15 protein-coding genes are annotated in these 17342 nt (G+C 67.2%); 10 read left to right on the forward strand and 5 right to left on the reverse strand.

The genetic code is table 11. From position 1 onward, the window contains the following. Positions 1 to 9: 9 nt before the first annotated feature. A complete protein-coding gene (gene argB / locus NFW30_RS01005) occupies positions 10 to 897 on the reverse strand; it encodes an acetylglutamate kinase (RefSeq protein ID WP_295350002.1) in 888 nt (295 codons plus the stop codon). A 126-nt stretch (positions 898 to 1023) separates the two neighbouring features. Between argB and gluQRS the strand changes: the two genes are divergently transcribed. Next, positions 1024 to 1971, forward strand: coding sequence for a tRNA glutamyl-Q(34) synthetase GluQRS (gene gluQRS, locus NFW30_RS01010; protein ID WP_295350004.1), 948 nt, complete (start codon positions 1024 to 1026; stop codon positions 1969 to 1971). Here gluQRS and clsB read toward each other — a convergent pair. Together clsB and NFW30_RS01020 are read right to left on the reverse strand one after the other, a co-directional pair. Beyond that, positions 1953 to 3113, reverse strand: a complete 1161-nt coding sequence (gene clsB, locus NFW30_RS01015; protein ID WP_295350007.1) for a cardiolipin synthase ClsB — start codon at positions 3111 to 3113, stop codon at positions 1953 to 1955. The two genes, gluQRS and clsB, sit on opposite strands and share 19 nt — an antisense overlap. Before the next feature lie 61 nt (positions 3114 to 3174). Then, positions 3175 to 3996 carry a mechanosensitive ion channel family protein gene (locus NFW30_RS01020; RefSeq protein WP_295350010.1) on the reverse strand — a complete coding sequence of 274 codons (822 nt, stop codon included), beginning with the start codon at positions 3994 to 3996 and terminating at the stop codon, positions 3175 to 3177. Between the two features lie 258 nt (positions 3997 to 4254). Between NFW30_RS01020 and NFW30_RS01025 the strand changes: the two genes are divergently transcribed. After that, positions 4255 to 4389: a hypothetical protein gene (locus NFW30_RS01025; protein ID WP_295350013.1), complete on the forward strand. Its 135-nt coding sequence runs from the start codon at positions 4255 to 4257 to the stop codon at positions 4387 to 4389. 228 nt (positions 4390 to 4617) lie between these two features. Here NFW30_RS01025 and rarD read toward each other — a convergent pair whose 3' ends face one another. Together rarD and NFW30_RS01035 are read right to left on the reverse strand one after the other, a co-directional pair. Further along, a complete protein-coding gene (rarD, locus tag NFW30_RS01030; protein WP_295350016.1) occupies positions 4618 to 5505 on the reverse strand; it encodes an EamA family transporter RarD in 888 nt (295 codons plus the stop codon). A gap of 269 nt (positions 5506 to 5774) precedes the next feature. Further along, positions 5775 to 6779, reverse strand: coding sequence for a cytochrome c peroxidase (locus NFW30_RS01035; RefSeq protein ID WP_295350019.1), 1005 nt, complete (start codon positions 6777 to 6779; stop codon positions 5775 to 5777). Between the two features lie 289 nt (positions 6780 to 7068). Here NFW30_RS01035 and NFW30_RS01040 point away from each other — a divergent pair, with 289 nt between their 5' ends. From NFW30_RS01040 to NFW30_RS01075, 8 genes are all read left to right on the forward strand, one after another. Next, a complete protein-coding gene (locus tag NFW30_RS01040) occupies positions 7069 to 8676 on the forward strand; it encodes a methyl-accepting chemotaxis protein (RefSeq protein ID WP_295350022.1) in 1608 nt (535 codons plus the stop codon). A gap of 213 nt (positions 8677 to 8889) precedes the next feature. Beyond that, positions 8890 to 10302 carry a pyruvate kinase gene (gene pyk, locus NFW30_RS01045; protein WP_295350025.1) on the forward strand — a complete coding sequence of 471 codons (1413 nt, stop codon included), beginning with the start codon at positions 8890 to 8892 and terminating at the stop codon, positions 10300 to 10302. Positions 10303 to 10366: 64 nt separating this feature from the next. Next, positions 10367 to 10672 (forward strand): c-type cytochrome, encoded by a 306-nt coding sequence (locus NFW30_RS01050; RefSeq protein WP_295350028.1) that lies wholly within the window; start codon positions 10367 to 10369, stop codon positions 10670 to 10672. 11 nt (positions 10673 to 10683) lie between these two features. Further along, the gene (locus tag NFW30_RS01055; RefSeq protein WP_295350029.1) at positions 10684 to 11964 is read left to right on the forward strand and encodes an NAD(P)/FAD-dependent oxidoreductase; all 1281 of its coding nucleotides are present in this window, start codon (positions 10684 to 10686) and stop codon (positions 11962 to 11964) included. A gap of 175 nt (positions 11965 to 12139) precedes the next feature. Continuing rightward, positions 12140 to 13579: an SPOR domain-containing protein gene (locus tag NFW30_RS01060; RefSeq protein WP_295350032.1), complete on the forward strand. Its 1440-nt coding sequence runs from the start codon at positions 12140 to 12142 to the stop codon at positions 13577 to 13579. Positions 13580 to 13704: 125 nt separating this feature from the next. Beyond that, entirely contained in the window at positions 13705 to 14286 is a 582-nt protein-coding gene (locus NFW30_RS01065) for an NnrU family protein (RefSeq protein WP_295350035.1), read from the forward strand. 525 nt (positions 14287 to 14811) lie between these two features. Continuing rightward, entirely contained in the window at positions 14812 to 15291 is a 480-nt protein-coding gene (locus NFW30_RS01070) for a VOC family protein (protein WP_295350038.1), read from the forward strand. A gap of 609 nt (positions 15292 to 15900) precedes the next feature. Beyond that, positions 15901 to 17331: a permease gene (locus NFW30_RS01075; RefSeq protein ID WP_295350041.1), complete on the forward strand. Its 1431-nt coding sequence runs from the start codon at positions 15901 to 15903 to the stop codon at positions 17329 to 17331. Positions 17332 to 17342 lie beyond the last annotated feature (11 nt).

The following is a 17342-nucleotide window of genomic DNA, read 5'->3' on the forward strand; positions in this document are numbered from 1 at the left end:
ATCTCCGGCTCAATGCGACCTGATCATCGTGCCGACGCCGTGGTCGGTCAGGATTTCCAGCAGCAGTGCGTGCTCGACGCGGCCGTCGATGATGTGCACGCTCTTGACCCCGTTGCGCGCGGCATCGAGCGCCGAGGCGATCTTCGGCAGCATGCCGCCCGACAGGCTGCCGTCGGCAACCATGTCGTCGATCTGTTTCGGCGTCATGCCGGTGATCAGGGCGCCGCGCTCATCGAGCACACCCGGCGTGTTGGTCAGCAGCACCAGTTTCTCGGCCTTGAGGATCTCGGCCATCTTGCCGGCGACGACATCGGCGTTGATGTTGTACGTCTCGCCATTCTTGCCGACACCGATTGGCGCGACGACGGGGATGAAGCCACCGGCCTCGAGATGGCCGATCAGCGACGGGTCGATCTGCGTGATGTCGCCGACCTGGCCGACGTCGATCAGGTCTTCCGTGTTGTCGCGATCCGCCAGCAAAAGCTTCTTGGCGCGGATGAAGCTGCCGTCCTTGCCGGTCAGCCCGACGGCCTTGCCGCCCGCCTGGTTGATCAGGTTGACGACGTCCTTGTTGACCTGGCCACCGAGAACCATCTCGACGATCTCCATCGTCTCCGCATCGGTGACGCGCATCCCCTGCACGAAACGGCCCTTCTTGCCGACGCGCTTGAGCAGCGTCTCGATCTGCGGCCCACCGCCGTGGACGACGACGACATGCATCCCCACCAGCTTCAGCAGGACCACGTCGCGGGCGAAACATTGCTTCAGGTGCTCGTCGGTCATCGCGTTGCCACCGTACTTGACGACGATGGTCCGGCCATGAAAACGTTTGATGTAGGGCAGTGCCTCGGCGAGAATGGCGGCTTCGTCGGCAGGAGTGAGCGAACGGTCGCGCATGGCGGAAATCCTGATGATGACCGGAAGATTCTACCCGGGCACACGGCAAACACCAAGGCTCCACGCGGCGGAGAACGCGCCGGCGCGGCCCGCCGGGGGCGCGGCGTCGACCGCGGGCGGGCGGCGATGAACGGCAGTGTCGAATCACCGGGCAGGCGCCCGGCTGCCTGCCGTGGCCGCTTTGCCCCTTCACCGACGGGCCGGCTGCACTTCGGCTCGCTCGTCGCGGCCGTCGGCAGCTATCTCGATGCGCGCGCGAGCGGTGGCAACTGGTTGCTGCGCATCGAGGACATCGACCGACAACGAACGGCTCCCGGTGCCGCCGATGCCATCCTCCGCACGCTCGCGGGCCTCGCCTTCGAGTGGGATGGCGAGGTCCTCTACCAAAGCCGGCGCCTCGATGCCTATCGCGCCGCGTTGAGCCAGCTGCGCGACAACGGCGACATCTACCCCTGCGCCTGCTCACGGCGCGAGATTGCCGCCCACGCGCCGGCAGTGGGCGTCGATGGTGCTCCGGTATACCCGGGCACCTGCCGTTCCGGCCTGCCGCACGGCCGCGACGCGCGCTCCTGGCGCATGCTCGCGCCGGCCGACGAGGTCGCTTTCGAAGATCGCGTGCAGGGAACGCAGCGGCAGGATGTCGCCACGGCCGTCGGCGATTTCGTCCTGCTGCGAGCCGACGGTCAGTTCGCCTACCAACTCGCCGTGGTGGTCGATGACGCGGCGCAGGGAGTCAACTCGATCGTCCGTGGCGCCGACCTGCTGGACTCGACGCCTCGCCAGATCTGGCTCGCGCAGCGCCTGCGCCTGACCGTCCCCGCTTACGCGCACCTGCCACTGGCGAGCAACGCCGCCGGCGAGAAGCTGTCGAAGCAGACGCGCGCCAGAGCCATCGACGCCAGCATCGGCAGCCCGCTGCTGGCGGCGGCGCTGGAGTTCCTCGGACATGCCGTGCCGGCCGATGTGCGCCAGGCGCCGCTGCCCGAGTTCTGGTGCTGGGCCATCGCCAACTGGTCGATCACTCGCGTACCGGCACGACGCAGCGCCACACTGGGTCAGCGCCTGCCGCCGTAGCCGCTGATGCCGACGAAGATCCGCAGCACGCCGTAGCTGGCCCGACGCAGCAGGCGCGAGTACCACGGCTGACGTTGCCAGCTGTCAGCCGGCAGCTCCCGTGCGCCGTCGCTCATGGCCGCCGCCAGGCTCTGTCGCAGCTCATCGGCAAAGCCCCCGTCGAGGACGACGACGTTCGCCTCCCGCGCCAGCAGGAGACTGAAGGGATCGATGTTCGACGAACCGACCGTCGCCCAGTGGCGGTCGATGACCGCCACCTTGGCATGCAGGAAGCTGCGCTGGTATTCGAAAATCCTGATCCCGGCGGCGAGCAGGTTGCCATAGAGCGCCTGCGTCGCGTAGTGCAGCAGGCGATACTCCACCAGCCCCTGCAGCAGGATCGTCACCCGTACGCCGCGACCGGCGGCAGCCCGCAGCGCCCGCCGGAAGCGCCGGCCGGGCAGGAAATAGGCGTTGGCCAGGATGATCTCGTCACGTGCGGCGCCGATCGCTTCGAGATAGGCACGCTCGATGTCGCGGCGATGGCGAAGGTTGTCGCGCACCAGGAAAGCGGCCGTCTGCTCGCCGCGCACCGCGGCGCTCGCTTCGACGAGTCCCGCCAGGCGGTAGCGGCGATTGAGCCGGGCCCAGAGGACGAGTTCCCACAGACGATGGAGCGCCCGCTGTATCGGCACCAGCAGGGGTCCTTCGACGCGCACCGCATAGTCGTAGCGCGGCGAGGAACGATACGGCGAGTTGAAGTCGTCGATGACGTTGATGCCACCGACGAAGGCGACCCGCCCGTCGATCAGGGCAAGCTTGCGGTGCAGTCGTCGCAGGCGATGGCGTCGCAGGCGGAAACGTGCAATCTCGGGCCGGTAGACCAGCGCCTGCACGCCGGCAGCGTGCAGGTACGGTTGCTGTCGCGCGGCGAACGCCGGCGCGCCGAAGCCGTCGACGAGAACGCGCACGACGACGCCGCGGCGTGCGGCGGCCGCCAGCGCGGCGGCAACGGCCTGCCCGGTCTCGTCATCCTCGAAAATATAGCTCTCGAGGTGCACCTCGCGCTCCGCCGCGTCGATCGCTGCCAGCAGCGCCGGGAAATACTCGCCGCCGCTGTTGAGCAGCCGCAGACGGTTGCCGGACAGGAACTGGGGGGCCACGCCTGTCCCGGATCAGGGCGCGCTGAACGCCTGCTGCCGTCCAGCGCACCCGCCGCGGGAGCTACTGCTGATTGACGAAAACCACCTGCGCCGGCATCGGCGCCGGAAAACCGGCGGCACCGAGCGACTCGCGAATCGTCCTGTTGGTATCGAAGTACACCTGCCAGTAATGATCGGTGTGGCAATACGGACGGACTGCCAGCAGCGGACCAACTAGATTCAGTTCGAGGATCTCGACATCGACCGCCGGGCTTGCCAGGACGTTGGGAATCTCCGCGACCTTTTCCCTGAGCAGCGCCATCGCCGCCGCGTGATCGGCTGCGCCGGACAACTGCGCCTTCAGGTCAACGCGGCGATAGGCGTTCGACGAATAGTTCTGGATCGTGTCGCCGAAGATCTTGCTGTTGCCGACGAGCGTCAGCACGTTGTCGGGCGTGTTGATCGCCGAAGTGAACAGGCCGACTTCCTTCACCGTACCGGTGACGCCACCGACGGTGACGAAATCGCCGACCTTGATCGGCCGCAGGATGATCAGGAAGACGCCGCCGGCGAAATTGGCGAGCAGTCCCGACCAGGCGAGACCGATGGCGACACCGGCGGCGGCGAAGAGGGCGGCGAAGGTGGTCGTCTGGATGCCGAAGTATCCCAGGATGCCGACCACCAGCAGAATGTTCAAGGTGACGTTGATCACCGTGCCGAGGTAGCGCATGACGGTCGCGTCGACCTTCTGCCGCTCGAGTGCGCTCTGCACCAGGTGGCCGACGGTGCCGATCAGCCAGCGTCCGACGACCCAGAAGGCGATCGCGGCAATGATCTTGATTCCAAGCTCCGAACCATACTGCAGCGCCAGCTCCTGCCAGCGCGAAATATCCTGACTCGTCATGAGGTTCTCCCGTTTATGAGTAGGCCGAAGTTTCCCATCGTCAGCACGGTAGCGCAAGCACCAGCCGCCAGCAGCAGGTTCCTAGCCGAAAATAGGGATGAGAAAATCTCATCCGTGGGCTGAGTTTATATCGTTTGTCTGCCGACGGTGCCGCCGATATATTGCCCGCGTGATCTCCTCGGTCGTACCCGACGGACGACGGTGAGGGGGGTCCGGTCTCGCAGACTGCGGGACCATCGACGACACTGGAGAACGAAAATGTCAGAGAGCATCCCGCTGCTGGGCGCCGGGTTCACGCTCGTGGTCATGGTGGCCTTCCTCTCTTCGCCGGGAATCGGCATCGCGATCGACTGGCTCGCACGGCATCGGCAGGAAACCCGCTCCGGCAGCTAGTCCTGCCCAAACTTTGACAACACCGGCCCGCGGTATCCTGCGCGGAAGGATACCGCGCTCGCCTGCCGGGCAATCTCCACCCACCCGGGCAGCGTCGCGCAGTTCGACGCCACGGACGCGTGACACTGACGCTGGCACGCGCCAGCGGGGTCGAGCGGCCACTCCGGGTGGCATCCAGGCAATGCCCGTTGCCCGCTCCGGCGGTGCGCACGATGGCGGCATCCCCGGTCACCGCGGACCGCGGTACTTGCGCCACGCGCTCCAGCTGAAGATCAGGAGTCCCAGCCAGATCAGGCCAAAACTCAGCAGCCGGCTGGCCTGCATCGGCTCGCCGAAGAGCCCGACGGCGGTGACGAACTGCAGCGTCGGGTTGATGTACATCAACATGCCGACCGTCGCCAGATCGAGGCGCCGCGCCGCGGCAGCGAACGCCAGCAACGGCAGGGCCGTGAGCACGCCGGACCCGATCAGCAGCGCCATGGTCGGCGGCGCGTGCCCGACCCAGACGGAGTGCCCGCGCTCGGCCTGCCACGCCGCATAGAGCACGCACAGGGGCAGCATCGCCAGCGTCTCCAGCCAGAGACCCGGGGCGACATCGACCGGCAGGCGCTTGCGGATCAGGCCGTAGGTGCCGAAGGTTGCGGCAAGAACCAGCGAGACCCACGGCAAACTGCCGAATGCGAGGATCTCGTTGGCGATCGCCGCGACCGCCAGGCTCACCGCCAGCCACTCCAGCCGATCGAGGCGCTCGCCGAGAACGACCAGTCCGAGAACGACGTTCACCAGCGGCGTCAGGAAGTAGCCAAGACTCGACGCGACGACCTGCTGCGTGTCGACCGCCCACAGGAAGACCAGCCAGTTGACGCCGATGAGCAACGCCGCGCCAGCCAGCAGCAGGAGATGCGTGCCGTTGCGCACGACTGCCGCGACGCTGGACCACTGTCGGCGCAGCGTCAGCAGCCCGCTGACGAAGACGCAGGCCCAGAAGGCGCGGTGGCTGAGGATGTCCATCGGCGGCACCTGCGAGAGCTGATGGAAGAACAGCGGAAAGAATCCCCACATGCCATAGGCGACGAGACCGCAGGCGATGCCGGCGAGTTGCGTCCCGGCCTTCAACGCTCGGGCTGCCGGCTCTTGGCGGCAACGGTCGCGCCGGCGGCTGCCGGTGGGCGTGACGACGCAGGCGGCAATCCCCGTACCTCGCCGGCGCGGTCATCGCAGCGATCGCCGGGCAGCGGCTGCCTCCTGGCCGCCTCCCCATCGACGCCGGTTCGCGCCCTCGCGCGGGCTCCGGCGCAGCGCCGGCAGCCGCTGTCCGGCAGCCGCGACGGGATACCGGCTTCGCCGACGCCAGCCGGCAGCCTCTCGTCGCCCATCGGCAGCGGTTACGGCAGCTTCGGCGGGTCGAAACGCTCGTGACTGGTCAGCGTGTCGAGAAAGGCAAGCAGTTGCGCGATCTCGCGGTCGGCGAGCTTGCGGTCGACCAGCAGGCCACTCTTGTTCGGGTCGGCCTTGCCGCCCGAAGCCATGTAACGCACTGCGGCATCGAGGCTGCCGACACTGCCATCGTGGAAATAGGGTCCCGAGATCGCCACCGAGCGCAGCGACGGCGTCTTGAACGCCGACAGATCCTTGACATCCTTGGTGACGGCAAAGCGGCCCGGATCCGGATTCGCCTTGCCCGCTTCGAGGCCGACGTTGTGGAACTGGGCGTCACTGAAGAGCGGTGGCTTGTGGCAGCCGGCGCAGCCGGCCTTGCCGACGAACAACTCGTAGCCGGCGACTGCATCGGCCGAGACGGCGGTCCTGTCGCCGGCAGTGTAGCGATCCCATGGCGACTCGCCGCTGTTCAGCGTCCGCAGGAACGCCGCCAGCGCCTGCGCAGTGTTGTCGGCATTCGGGGCAGCGCCGAACACCGCCTGGAACTCGGCCTGATAGGCGGGAACGGCCGCGATCACCGCTGCCGCCCGGGCTGGATCGGCACCGATCTGCGCCTTCCAGGCCGCCGTGACCTGACCCTCCAGTGTCCTGGCCCGCCCATCCCAGTACCAGGAGGTGTAGTAGCCCGTGTTGTAGACGCTCGGCGTATGGCGCGTGTTCATGCCACCGCCCACCTTGCGTGACAGCGCCAGCCCATCGGTCCAGCCGAGATGGCGGTAGTGGCAACCCTGGCAGGCCATGCTGCCATCGCCGGAAAGCCGCGGATCGAAGAACAGCTTCTTGCCCAGCGCGGCCTTCGCCGGCGTCGTCGGATTGTCGGCTGGGTCGGGTGGCGCCGGCAGCGCCGAGGAACGCGGTTGATCGCCACCGGGTCCCGGGGTGCCGACGCAACCGAAAACGGCTGCGGCGACGGCAATGGTGGCAAGCCAGCGACGTGGTGTCGTTTGCATCGTTTCTCCTCCTCGGTGGTGAACGCGGCTAGATTACCACCGCGCGAGCGCGACGGGCAAAGTCGGGCGGCTCGCCTGCCGGGCGTCGCCGCAGGCCAGAGCACGGCAGCAGGGCAGAGGCCACTCAAGATCGCCGCACGATCGCCGTTGACAGTGGCGTAACCGGAAGGAACACTGCCGTCGGGGTGACCGTGACCACGGGCCGATCCTTGCCCGACTGCGACCGCGACGCCGGTATCCCCTGCCCGGGCCAGCCCCCACAACCCCGACCGGATCAAGTCCCCTGATCATGAAACAGCTCTCGCTGAAAAGCTCCCTGTTCTTCCTGGCACTCCTCATAGGCGCCCTGCTGGTCGCTGGCAACGTCGTCATCTGGCGCAGCAGCAACGCCATGGCGCTCGCTGCCGACGAAGCGGCCCGTGCCGAGCAGGCAGTCCGCCTGTTCAAGGACAGCCGCTACCATGTCGCCCAGATTCAACAGTTCCTGACCGATGCCGCTGCCATTGGCGAAGCCACCTTCAGCGAGGCCGTCGAGCACCGCAGGCAGGCGCTCGACCACATCGACCGCCTGGCTGCCCTGGTTCCCGAGCGGCAGGCTGCCTTGCGGCAACTCGGCGACGCCGTCCGGCGCCTGTACGAAGCCGGGGAGCGCATGGTCCACGCCTACGTCGCGCAGGGTCGCGAGGCCGGCAACGCACTGATGAAGGGCGAGGGTGGCTTCGACGGTTCCGCCGCCAGTGCCGCCGCGGCACTCGCCAGCCTGGCCGGCGAACTCGAGGCCACTGCCGCAAGCGCGCAGGCCGGCGCCGACGCGACGCGCGAACGCATGCTGCACAGCAGCATGGGTGTCGGTATCGTGACGCTGCTCTGCGTCATCGTGTCCTGCTTCGGGCTGGCGCGGATGCTGCTCAGGCTCCTCGGCGGCGAGCCAGCAGCGGCCGCGGCAGCCGTTTCGCGGCTGGCTGCCGGTGACCTGACGCAAGCGCTGCAACGCCATCCGGATGACCGGGGAAGCCTGCTTGCCGACATCGGCGCCATGCAGGCCGGCCTGCGCGAGACGGTCAGCGCGATTCGCAGTGGGTCGCAGGAGGTATTGGGCGCGGCAGCCAGACTGGCTGCCGAAGCGGCGCATGGAGTTGATGGCTCGCGCGCGCAGAGCGCAGCCGCCACTGCCATGTCGAGTTCGGTGGAGCAGATGGCGTGCAGCGTGATGCAGACGGCGGACTTCGCATGCGTGCGCCAGCATGGCGGCGAAGCGGAAGCGCGGGCGCAGCAGGGCGGCGACGAGGTGCGCGCGGTCAGCGCCGACATCGCTCGCGTGGCCGACTCGGTGCGCCTGGCGAGCGACCTGATCGTGGCGCTTGGCGACGAGACGCGGCGCATCACGGCGATCACCGAGACCATTCGCGAGATTGCCGAACAGACCAACCTGCTGGCGCTCAACGCCGCCATCGAGGCTGCTCGCGCCGGCGAGCAGGGACGTGGTTTCGCCGTCGTTGCCGACGAGGTGCGCAAGCTGGCGGAACGTACCGCCGGGTCGACGCGCGAAATCTCCGCCATGATCGAAGCCATCGGTACGCGCTCGAACGAGGCCGCGGCAGGCATGCAGCAGAGTCTGCTGGCGGTCGACCAGAGCGTGGCGCAGGCGCAAAGAGCCTTCGCCTCGATGACGACGGCGCGCGAGCAACTCGCTGGCCTGGCGCAAGAGGTCGGCGAGATCAGCGGCGCGATCGAGGAACAACGCGTCACGAGTTCGGCGATCGCGGTCAGCGTGCAGCAGGTGGCACAGATGGCGGAAGAGGGTCGCCACTCGCTGGGCAAGATTGCCGGCAGCGCCAGCCGTCTCGAACAACTCTCGCGTGAACTCGACCAGGTCGTCGGCAGGTTCCGGTTGTGAGTGCCCGGCGGCGCGGCGCCAACCCTGCCAGCGGGCCACGGGCCACCGGGCTACCCGGCTGCACGCACATTGACTGGCTGCGCTGCCCCCCCATATACTTCGGCGTTTTTTTCGCGTTTCAGCATCCTGGACCCAGGCTGCAGGCTGCCCGGCAGGGCGTCGGCAGGGTTCGGACCGGTCCGCCGGTAGCGTGAAACGAGCGAGGAGTAGTTGATGCGCCGAACCAAGATCGTCGCCACGATCGGCCCCGCCACCGCCGAGACGGAAGCGCTGCGGGATCTCCTGAAGGCCGGGGTCGACGTGGTTCGTCTGAACGCCGCGCACGCCGACATGGCAACGCACAGTGCAAACGTCCGCCGCGTCCGCGAACTGTCACTGGTGCTTGGGCGCAGCATCGGCACCCTGGTCGACCTGCCCGGCCCGAAGATCCGCTCGGGCGTCATCGCCTGCGGTGAAGTCGAACTGGAAAACGGCCAGGAATTCGTCCTCAGCGGCAGCGACGACGGGCAAGGCGATGAGCGGCATGTGGCGACGACCCTCGACGACCTGGCGCAATGGGTCTGCCCGGGCGACGACGTCTATCTCGCCGACGGCGCCATCGTCCTGCGCGTGCTGCAGTCGCTGGGCGACGACGTGCGCACCGAGGTCGTCCGCGGCGGCACGCTGCGCTCGCGCAAGGGGATGCACCTGCCGCGCGCCGAGGCGCACGTCGAACCCTTCACCGAACGCGACGCGCAGGCGCTCGAAATGGCGATCGCCGCCAAGGTGGATTTCATCGGTCTCTCCTTCGTTCGCCGCGCCGAAGACGTCGAGCGGGTGCGCGCAATGCTCCCGAAACGCGGTGTGCGTCCGGCGCTGGTGCCGAAGATCGAGACGGCAACCGCCATCGACAACCTCGACGGCATCATCAGGGCGGCCGATGCGGTGATGGTCGCGCGCGGCGATCTCGGCATCCAGATGCCGGCCCGCAGCGTGCCACTGCTGCAGAAGGAGATCATCCGCCACTGCAACCTGGCGGGGAAACCGGTGATCACGGCAACGCAGATGCTCGAATCCATGACCCGCTCGCCGCTGCCGACCCGCGCCGAAGTCAACGACGTCGCCAACGCCGTCCTCGACGGAACCGATGCCCTGATGCTTTCCGAGGAAACGGCGGTCGGCCTCTACCCGAGCCAGGCCGTGCGCATGATGAGCGAAGTCGCCGAATCGGCCGAGGGCTGGCCACGACAGCGCGTCGCCCCGGAGGCGAGCGGTGCCGACGGCGACCGCGTCGCCTGGGCGGTGGCACACGCTGCCGTGCAGGCCGCCGAGGAACTCGGGGTCGCCGCGATTCTCTGCCCCACCCGCAGCGGGCAGACCGCGCACCGCGTCGCCGCCTTCCGGCCAACGGTGCCGATCGCCGGCATCTCGACGAGCAGCCAGGTCCTCGGCGACCTTTCGCTGGTCTGGGGAGTCCGCCCGCTCGTCGTTCCGGCAAATTCGGACCCCGGCGAGCAATTGCGGCTGGCCATCGTCGCCGCCCGCGGCGCCGGACTGGTGCGCGAGGGCGACCTGCTGGCCTTCGTCTTCGGCTCGGCCGGGCCGCGCGCCGGCAGCACCGACAGCGTTCGCATCGTCCGCGTGTGAGCAGGCTCGCCGGCGGCCAGGGCCAGCCCGCGCCCGCCGGCTTTTCGGATTCGGAGGACATTCGATGAAAAAGCCAGCAGCCCTTGTCGCATTGTTGTTGCTCAGCGGCAGCCCGCTTGCCCAGACAGCGGACCCGGAACGGGCACGCAATCTCGCGGCCACCTGCGCCAACTGCCATGGCACCAATGGCCACGCGGTCGCCGGTTCCGGGATCGACCCCCTCGCCGGAGTCGACAGGCGCAGCAGCCTGCAGAAGCTGCGCGACTTCAAGAGCGGCCAGCGACCCGGAACGATCATGCCGCAGATTGCCAAAGGCTACAGCGAGGAGCAGCTGGAACTGATCGCCACCTACCTCGCGGCACAGAAGTAGGGAGCAACGACATGGCAGACCTCGATCGACGCGCGTTCCTGAAGGCCGGCGCCCTGGCCGGAGCCCTCGCCCTGACTGGCTGTGCCGGCAGCGGGATGCGGCCGGCGCGTGGCCACGTCGTCGTCGTCGGCGGCGGCTACGGCGGCGCCACGGCAGCGAAGTACCTGCGCATGTGGAGCGCGCGCGGCGTCGACGTGACGCTGGTCGAGCGCGCACCGCGTTTCGTCTCCTGCCCGATGTCCAATCTGGTGATCGCGGGCTACCGCAGCATGGCCGACATCACGCTCGACTACGACCGCCTGCAGCATCACTGGGGCGTGCGCGTAGTGCACGGCGAGGTGCTGGCGATCGACACCGCGGCGCGCCGCCTGCGCCTTGCCGATGGCGGCGAGCTGCACTATGACCGGCTCGTCCTCTCGCCCGGAATCGACTTCCTGTGGCAGGAGGTGCCCGGGCTCGACAGCGCCACCGCCCAGGGCAGCATCCCGCACGCCTGGAAGGCAGGCGCACAGACGGTAGCGCTGCGCCGCCAGCTCGAAGCAATGCCGGATGGCGGCGTCTTCGTCCTGTCGATCCCGCGCGCGCCCTACCGTTGCCCGCCGGGCCCGTACGAGCGGGCCTGCCTGGTCGCCGACTACTGCAAGCGGCACAAGCCACGCGCCAAGGTGCTCGTTCTCGATGCCAACGACGAGATCGTCTCCAAGAAGGGGCTCTTCGCCAAGGCGTGGGCCGAACTCTATCCGGGGATCATCGAATACCGGCCGCAGAGCGAGGTGCGCGACGTGCACGTCGCGACGAGGACCGCCCGCCTCGATTTCGACGAGGTCAGGGCCGACGTCCTGAACGTCATTCCGCCGCAGCGTGCCGCCGACATCGCCGCGACATCGGGTCTGAGGCTGATCAACCAGCGCTGGGTCGAGATCGACTGGCTGTCGATGGAGTCGAGCAACACGCCGGGAGTGCATGTGCTCGGCGATGCGATCTTTCCGGCACCGACGATGCCCAAGTCGGGGCACGTCGCCAACCAGCAGGCGAAACTCGCAGCAGCGGCGATCCTCCGGCTGCTGGCGGGCGAGCAACCCGATCCGGCACCACTGCTGATGAATACCTGCTACAGCTTCGTGGACGCGCGCAGCGCGATCCACGTCGCCGCCGTGTTCCAGTACGACCCCGCCTCACGCGTCCTGCAACCGGTAGCGGGCGCCGGTGGCGTGTCAGGCGCACGCAGCGAACTCGAGGGCCGCATCGCCAACGGCTGGGCACAGAACATGTGGGCCGACATGCTGTCCTGAGCGGTCGTCGATTGACCACGATCGATCACGCAACCTATACTGCCGCGAGCGTGTCTCACCGGCACGCGTGTCGCCATCGAGGGAGGTCCGGGAAATTCGCCGAACTGCCGTTGCAACGTGCGCCAGCACACGCTTTCCTGGACGCATGACCGTCAATCCACTGGAGGGACCGAACATGACCGAAACTGCCAAACTGGTGCTGCCAAGCGATGCGCAGCTCGAGACCGAAGCCAACGCGACCGACGCAGCCGCCAGGCAAACGCCCGTCATCCGCCCGGAAATGGCCAGGCTGCTCGAGCTGACGCAGGCCAACGGCAGCAGTACGACGGCGAAGGAAATCAACGCCCAGCTCGATCGAGTCCTGCGCGACTACGAAGAACTGACGGCGCTCTACGCCGACAACAATCGGCGGATCGACAGCGAGCTGGACGACCTCCGCCAGTCCAGCGGTGCGCTGTCGGGCCGCGTGCATCAGCTCGGGGCCGACCTGCAACAGCAGGGTTCGTCGCTGGTTGCCCGCGCCACCGGTGTCGAGCAGCGTATCGAGGTGGTCGGGGGGCAGGCACAGGCCGCTCTCGCCGACGCCGAGCAGCGCTGGGAAGGGCGCCTGGCGAGCAGCAACTCGCGCATCGCTGCAGAACTGGCGCAACTCGATGCCGGCATCGGTTCGCTCGAGGCGCTGTTCCGGGCGCAGGAGCAGATCGTCGGCGAACAGCGTGCGCGTCTGGACCAGTTCGACATCGCCTGTCAGCTGCTCGATGGCGCGACACGCGGCAACAAGAGCCGCATCGAGGCGGTGCGTGAGCAGACGGAGAGGCAACACGCGATCTTCGAGGCACGGATCGACGGCCTCGGCGCACTGCAGCGCGAGCATTACGCCGAGTTCCAGGACCTGCAGCGCCTGGTCGGCGTCCTGCGCTCCGAGACGCACCGCCTTGACGAGGAGATCGGCAAGCTGGCGGCGGCACTGGCGACGCACCGCGACGAGACCGGCGAACGGTTCAAGCGGACCCATCTGGCGATCGCCGCCGTCTTCCTGCTGACCGTTGTCGGCTTCGCCCTGGTCAAGTGGCTGCCTGCCTTCGCACCCGCCGGCACTGAGTCGGCGTTGGCCGAAAGCCAGTCGCGCATCAGCGCGGTGGACGCCCAGGTGGCCGCATTGGCTTCGCGGCTGAACGCGCAGCAGGAAGTCGACGCACAACAGCAGGCGAGCATGGACCGGGTCGGCGGCAAGCTCGGCAGCCTCGAGAAGAGCCTCGCCGACCTGCGCGGCGCGATCCGCAAACTGCGCCCGCAGGGCGCCGGCGCCGCGGTGTTGCATGACAGCCAGTGGCTCCTGCAGCAGAACCCGAAAGCGTACACGGTGCAGTTGGTCACCTCGCCAAGCCAGGCCGACATGGCGCGCTTCATCGACCGCAACATCGCCCACCTGGCGCTCGACTCGCTCGCCTACTCGGTCAGCGAGGCGGCCCAGGGCGATCGCTACAACCTCTTCTTCGGCGTCTTCCCGACGCTGACGCAGGCACGCGCCGCCATCGCCACCCTGCCGCCAGAGCTGCAGGTCAACCAGCCATGGGTGCGCCCGCTGCGCTCGGTACAGGAGTCGCTGCGCTGAAGCGGTCCGCCGGGGACTGAAGCGGTCAGCGGTACGGCGCCTCGCGGCGCCGTACCGTCGGTCGTTGGCCGTGCGGCCGACCGCGAAGGATGCGACCCGGAAGAAGAAGTTCACCCGGAGGCAACATGACCCTGCTGATCCTCGGCCTCGCGATTTTCCTCGGTGTTCATTCCACACGGATCTTCGCCGACGGGTTTCGCGACGCCCAGGTGGCGAAGCTCGGGCTGAACGGCTGGAAGGCCGTCTACTCGATCGTCTCGATCGCCGGCTTCACGCTCATCGTGTACGGCTACGCGACCGCGCGGATGACTCCGGTGGTGATCTGGAGTCCGCCGCTGTGGTCCACACACGTCGCCGCCCTGCTGACCGTTCCGGCATTCGTCCTGCTGGCAGCGGCGTACGTACCCGGTACGCGAATCAAGCGGGCGGTCGGCCATCCGATGGTCGCGGGCGTCAAGGTCTGGGCCTTCGCGCACCTGATCGCCAACGGCACCCTGGCCGACATCCTGCTGTTCGGCAGTTTTCTGGCGTGGGCGATCCTCGATTTCGCTTCCGCCCGTCGCCGCGACCGCGCCGCGGGCACCGAGTACGCCAGCGGGCCGCTGACGCGCGACCTGACCGCGCTGGTCTTCGGTCTCGCGGGCTGGGCCGCGTTCGCCTTCTGGCTGCACGCCTGGCTGATCGGCGTACGGCCGTTCGGCGCCTGAGATCGCCGCCGACCGACGCGCACTTCGGCACCGGTCAAGGCCAGCGCAACGGGTGACGCGCGCCATTGCTACCGTGGTCGCCGGTCGCGAGACGGTCGGCGCGCCCGGTCGGAATTCCAAGCGGAAGGCGATGGCGCATCGACGAATCCGGTGGCTGCGATTTGACCCGGAAGCCGGAGCGTTCCCGGGGCGCTGGATGCCTGCGCCCGGCAACCGGCCAGGGGCCGAGGGCCGCAACGCTTGCCCGCAGCGAAAGTCCGCCGCGGGGCGATCGATCGCAAGCGGTCAGTTGACAACGGGCCTCGGTGTTCCCGGCGGACCGGCGGACCGGCCGAACGATCGCAATGGTCGGCAAGGCAGCCTGTGGGTGTAGGATGCGGCCTGGAGTCGACCGGTCGGGAGCTGCCGCTTGACGCGCCGGATCGTGAGCGCGCCTCGTTCCTTTCGGCTGCCTGTCGATTCCACATGCCTCTGGTCGACCGGATCTGGGGGGACGACCCCCTGGGTACCGATGGGAGTACTGAAATGGTCACGAAGAACACGGTTTGCCTGTGGTACGACGGTGCTGCCCTGGACGCCGCCCGGTTCTACGCCGAGACCTTCCCGGACAGCACGGTGGGCGCGGTGCTGCGCGCACCTGGTGATTATCCGGATGGCAAGGAGGGCGATGTCCTGACGGTCGAGTTCACCGTGGCCGGGATTCCCTGCATCGGGCTCAACGGCGGCTCGCAGTGCAAGCACAACGAGGCGTTCTCCTTCCAGATTTCGACTGACGATCAGGCCGAAACCGATCGCTTGTGGAACGTGATCGTTGGCAACGGCGGCCAGGAAAGCGCGTGCGGCTGGTGCAAGGACAAGTGGGGGTTGAACTGGCAGATAACGCCACGCGCCCTCATCGAGGCGATCGCCGACCCTGACCGCGCGGCGGCCAAGCGTGCGTTCGAAGCGATGATGACGATGGGAAAGATCGACATCGCAGCGATCGAGGCGGCGCGGCGGGGCTGAAGGGGAAAGTGGCGCACGACGATCGCGTGCAGCGTGCAGGCGCGGTAGGCCGCCCATTGGAAAGTGATTGACTGCGCGATCCCTGTGACGCCCACTGCCGGTCGGTTGCCGTCAGCCGACGACGGGAACGCCGCGACCGCCATCGGTTCGGTGCGGCCTGCCAGGCGAGAAACTGTTGCAGCGAAGCGCGAAGGGCCGGTTCAGATTGACAGCGGTCGTTCGGGTTCCCCGGGGCACTGGCAGCCAGCGACCCAGAGCAGGGTCGAGGTTGGTGAAAGCAGCCGTTCGCCGTACCCCCGCGACAAGTCGAAGGCCGCCGTTCGATACTGAGAGTGCCACGCTTGCGTGATCGGCAGCCTGGAAGCGGGAGCGGTCAGTGACTGCACGATGGCGGGTGGCGGCAGTCGGCCAGAAGCGGAGGTTGCCCGCACGCCGGTTCCACGTCTGGTACATGTAACAAATGAGTCACGGAACTTTGCTTGATAATTCGACAATGCTAGAATCATGGAAACCTTGAAGGCCGCAGAACTTCTCGCCACACTGGGACATGAATCCTGATTCAGGTGTTCTTCAAACGACGCAGCAAACCAGGGCAACGGGGAGTCAAGAATGAACTGGATGATGACCGCGTTTCAGGGTGGCCTCGATAGCCTGGCCTCCTATTTGGCAGCCCACGTGCTGCTCTGCCTGGTGCCGGCATTCTTCATTGCCGGGGCATTGTCGGCGCTGGTGCCGCAGCAGCCCATCATCCGCTTTCTCGGCCCGGATGCACCCAAGTGGAAGTCCTATTCCGCCGCCGCTGGTGCGGGTAGCTTGCTTGCCGTTTGCTCCTGTACCATCCAGCCGCTGTTTGCCGGCATCTACAGGAAAGGCGCCGGTCTTGGCCCGGCCATTACCTTCCTGTTCTTCGCGCCAGCAGCCAACATCCTGGCCCTGGCCTATACCGGCGTCGCACTGGGCGCTGAATTCGCCATCGCCCGCATCCTGTTGGCGCTGTCCTTTGGTATAGGCATCGGGATGATCATGGCCATCGTCTTCCGCGAGACGGATGTCGCCCGCCTTACTGACGCCCAGACCTTTGCCGAAGGTGGCGGCATTCCAGGCAAGACGCTGCTCTTTGTCGGGACGCTGGTCGCCCTGCTGATGTCCGGCACCCTGAAGCTGGATTTCCTGAAGGCGGTGTTGTTCAGTACCCATCTGCCTTGGCAAGGGGCACCGGCCATCCAGCAAACCCTCGACCTGTGGGTGCCGGTCAATGAGGCCATCGGTGCCGAAGGCTTGAGCCTCCATGGCGCCCTGTTGATCGCCTTGCTGGCAGGTATCGGCGTCTTTGCCTGGCGTGGGCTGGGCAAGGTCGATGAGGGCTTCAATCGCTGCACGCCCATAGCGCTTGGCCTGACCATACTGACCCTTGTCTTTGCGGCGCTGGGCTTCAAGGTGATCGATGCCGGTATCGCGCTGACGGTGACCGGCCGAACCCTGGCGGTGACTTTGTTCTGCCTGGCACTCTTTCCGTTGGCCCGCAGCTTTGATGACTGGGATGTGCAGCAATGGCTGTGCGAAACTTGGCGGTTCGTGAAGATGATATTTCCGCTGCTGGTTCTTGGCGTGTTCTTGGTCGGCGTCATCAGGGTATTCATCCAGCCTGAGTGGATTCGGTCGGTGGCTGGCGAGAACACCGTGCTGGCTAACCTGGCAGGCGTCGTGTTTGGCGTGTTCATGTATTTCCCCACGCTGGTCGAAGTCCCTATTGCCAAGATGTTCCTGTCACTGGGCATGCATCCGGGGCCGCTGATTGCCTACCTGATGGCCGACCCGGAATTGTCGCTGCAGAGTATCCTGATTACGGCAGCCATCATCGGTAGGTTGCGGGCCTGGACTTACGTCGGTCTGGTCGCCCTGTTCTCGACAGTCTCGGGATTGACCTACGGTGCCTGGGTCAATGGCATGTCGTTGTGGATGCTGGTCGGAGTCATCGGCAGCTTCGTTGCGCTCATCATCGGCACCCTGCACTTGATTGAAACCCGCCGCAAGGCATAACGGAGAACATC

Origin of the sequence: Accumulibacter sp. (assembly GCF_023806635.1) — a bacterium.
Classification (GTDB): Bacteria; Pseudomonadota; Gammaproteobacteria; order Burkholderiales; family Rhodocyclaceae; genus Accumulibacter.